Here is a 3,292-nt window from a genome sequence, read left to right as displayed (position 1 = left end):
ACGTGCTTTGGCTGCCGGGATCGTGACCCGGACGAGGAGCTCGCCCTTCGCCAGCACGGTCTTGCCGGGAGCCGTGCAGAACGCTTCGACCGGCACGTCGCGGGAACCGTTGGGCCCCTGCACGTGGGCGACGGCGCTGTGGACGATCAGGGCGGGGATGGAGTCCGCCGCCGGTGAGGCATTGCACAGGTTCCCGCCGACGCTGGCGCGTCCCTGGATCTGCGTGGCGCCGATGATCGAGACGGAGTCGATGATTCCCGGATAGGATGCCGCGACGTCGCCATTCCCGTAGATGCGGTAGCAGGGAACCGCCGCGCCGATGCGCAGTCCCTGCGTCGGATGACTGCTCAGCTCGTTGAGCTCGGGGATGTTCTTGATGTCCACAACGAGGTCGGCGTCGCGCCGGTACTCCCGCAGTTGGACGATGAGGTCGGTGCCTCCCGCCAGCGCGAGCGCGCGACCGTTCCCCTGCGCCAGGAGAGCGATGGCGTCTCGAAGCGTGCTGGGCGCAGCGTAGTCGATGTCTTTCAAGCCGTTCCCTCCTCAGGCAACCCGTCCCCTCTGGGGCGTTCTCGGCAGGGAGTTTCGGACGTGGCTCCACGATAGCCCGAACGGCGCGGGAACGCAACGGCGGCGTCAATCCGACGCCTTTGAGCCCGCGTTGACGAGGATGGGAGCCCGACCCATCATCTGGTCAGGGGGACGGCTCCGCAGCCGTCCGAGTCAGGACAGGAGGCGCGTATGCCGCCAGCCGATTCCATCGCGTCATCGAGCATCGTCCAGGAGCTTCTGCGCACCGGAGAGCCGAGCGTTCGCTACCGCATCCGCGCCCACGTCTTGGGAGAATCGGCAGACGAGTTGCGGTCGGTTCGACGGGAGATCGCGGAATCGCCGCGTGTGCGAGCTCTGCTGTCGGAACGCAACGAGGAGGGCAGAATCCCCCGTCACGCCTACGAGAAATGGCGCGGCGCGCACTGGGTGCTCGCCGTGCTCGCCGATCTGGATTACCCGCCGGGCGATACATCGCTGGTTCCGCTGCGCGATCAGGTCTATGAGCGCTGGCTGTCGCCCTCGCACACGCGCGAATTCGTTTGCGAAAGCCGCAACGCGTTCTACCGCCGCCGGGTAGAGTTCGGCGTGCCGATCATGAACGGACGCGCGCGCCGATGCGCTTCGCAGGAGGGAAACGCCCTCTACGCGACGCTCAAGCTGGGAATCGCCGACGAACGCGCGGATCGACTCGCCGAGAACCTGCTACGCTGGCAATGGGACGACGGCGGCTGGAACTGCGACAAGAACCCCAACGCGGCGATCTCGTCGTTCAACGAGTCGCTCATACCGATGCGCGGGCTGTGGCTCCACGCGCAGGCCACCGGCAGCGCCGCGTCACGCGAGGCGGCGGAACGCGCGTCGGAGCTCTTCCTGACGCGATCCCTCTACAAGCGGAAGCGGACGGGCGAGCCGATCAAGGATGCGTTCATCACGCTCCACTATCCCGCCTACGGGCACTACGACGCGCTGTACGGTCTGAAGGTCATGGCGGAATGCGGATTCATCGACGATCCGCGCTGTTCCGACGCGCTCGATCTGCTGGAATCGAAGCGGCTATCGGACGGCGGATTCCCAGCGGAGGCGCGGCACTATCGCCCCAGCGATCCCCGCGACAACGGCGTGTCCATCGTCGACTGGGGCGGGTCGAGCCGACGTAAGAGCAATCCCTTCATCACGGCAGACGCGCTCGTCGTCCTGAAGGCGGCTGGGCGGGCGGTCTGACAGAGGTGAGATCGTAAGCGCGCCTGCCGCTCCGTACATGGACAAGGGCTCCCGCGTCGCGCCCGGAAGCCCTTGACCAGCGCGTGGCTATCGGCAGTATGACCACCGCGCACAGATCAGTCGAGCGGAATCGCGTCCTTATTCGCGCGCGCCCAGTCACCGAAGCTCATCAGCTCCGAGTTGAGCTCCCGGCTCGAGCGTAGGTCGCGCGCGGCACAGTATGCGTCGTTGAAGTCGCGCTTGTACTGAAACATGTTCCCCAGATCTTCAGCGCCAGGGAATCCGAACCCACGATACACCTCGGGTTCCACAGCGTTGTAGACCACCTTCACGCCCAGCACATCGCTCAGAGCGGACGCCATCTCGGCGATGGTGGGATGCCCGCCGGCGATGCCGAGCGTCTTGCCGACCATCGATGCCCCGCGCCGGAACACGCCGTACGCGCACTTGCCGATATCGACAGCGGCAATCCCTGGAAGCTTCTTGTCGCCCATGGGGAACGTCAGCGAGTAGGTCCCGTCGGGTCCCTTCTTAGGTCCCATACCGAAGTGGATCAGGTTGTCCCAGTAGAAGCTCGTGTTCAGGAGGGTCGTCGGAACGCCGGCATCAGCGAACCAGTGGTTCGCCTCGCCCTTCGCGTCGAAGTGGGGCACCTTGTACTTGCCGAGGAGAGTGGGCATCCGGTCGTCGCTGAGTGGAACCAGCAGCCGCGTATCCTCCAGCGTGGACCAGATCACGTGCTGCAGCCCACTTGCCTTCGCCGCGTCCGCCATCGCCTTCGCCTGGGCGAGTTCCTTCTCGGGCGAGAAATGCGCCCAGAAGAACGTGACGCAGAACGCGCCGTACGCGCCCCGGAACGCGCGCTTCAGGCTGTCGGCATCATCCACGTCGGCATGCTAGCCTTCTTCCCACTGAGTTCTGCCACGGAGCGCCACATGGTCGCTCCGGGACCTCGAGCATTCTGTCTGTTGGCTTCTGGATGTCACCTGCGCCGCGCATTGCGCGCGCGACTCCATCGTGCGTCGAAGGCAGGGCTTAGTCAAGCCGGAGGCGGCGATATTGCTGAGCCACTGACCAGTTACGTCCGAGCGCTGAGGAGACGATGCCTCGTCCCATCGAGGCGGTCGCAGCCGCGCCATCTCGGAGGGGTCAACGGATTCGCCTTGTTGCCCCGATGCTGGGTCGTCGAGCGTGCTGGGTAGCGCGATTCCAGCGTCTGGCACGAGACCATGGGCGACTGTCCACGAGGTGTTCCCAATGGATGTTGGGATTATGATAGTCTCCTGTCAGCTAACCCCAGGAGACATCGCGATGGCTCGTGCTCGTGCCTATCGTCATTGCCTATCGTCATGACGTGCGTTGTCCGCACTGCGGCTCCAGTTGGATGGTCTAGTGGGGCAAGTCCAGTGGGAAACAGATCTATCGGATCGGCAAAGGTGGGAAGGTCAACCGCAACGAAGGCGTCCACTCGATCCTGCGAGACCGCCTCTATCGACTCAGCCGGGCAACCAAAGGCTAT

At 64.9% G+C, this 3,292-nt stretch carries 3 protein-coding genes; 1 reads left to right on the top strand and 2 read right to left on the bottom strand.

Annotated features, from left to right (window positions below; all coding sequences use genetic code 11):
• Positions 1-531: xanthine dehydrogenase family protein subunit M (locus FJZ36_18585; GenBank protein MBM3216906.1), on the bottom strand; the 531-nt coding region annotated here is incomplete at its 3' end.
• A 210-nt stretch (positions 532-741) separates the two neighbouring features.
• Here FJZ36_18585 and FJZ36_18580 point away from each other — a divergent pair.
• Positions 742-1,773, top strand: a complete 1,032-nt coding sequence (locus FJZ36_18580) for a hypothetical protein (protein MBM3216905.1) — start codon at positions 742-744, stop codon at positions 1,771-1,773.
• A 116-nt stretch (positions 1,774-1,889) separates the two neighbouring features.
• On the opposite strand, the gene FJZ36_18575 is transcribed toward FJZ36_18580, so the two are convergent.
• Entirely contained in the window at positions 1,890-2,660 is a 771-nt protein-coding gene (locus FJZ36_18575) for an NmrA/HSCARG family protein (protein ID MBM3216904.1), read from the bottom strand.
• Positions 2,661-3,292: the final 632 nt, after the last annotated feature.

This window comes from Candidatus Poribacteria bacterium, assembly GCA_016866785.1.
GTDB lineage: Bacteria > Poribacteria > WGA-4E.
This window is presented reverse-complemented; position numbering and strand designations above follow the sequence as displayed.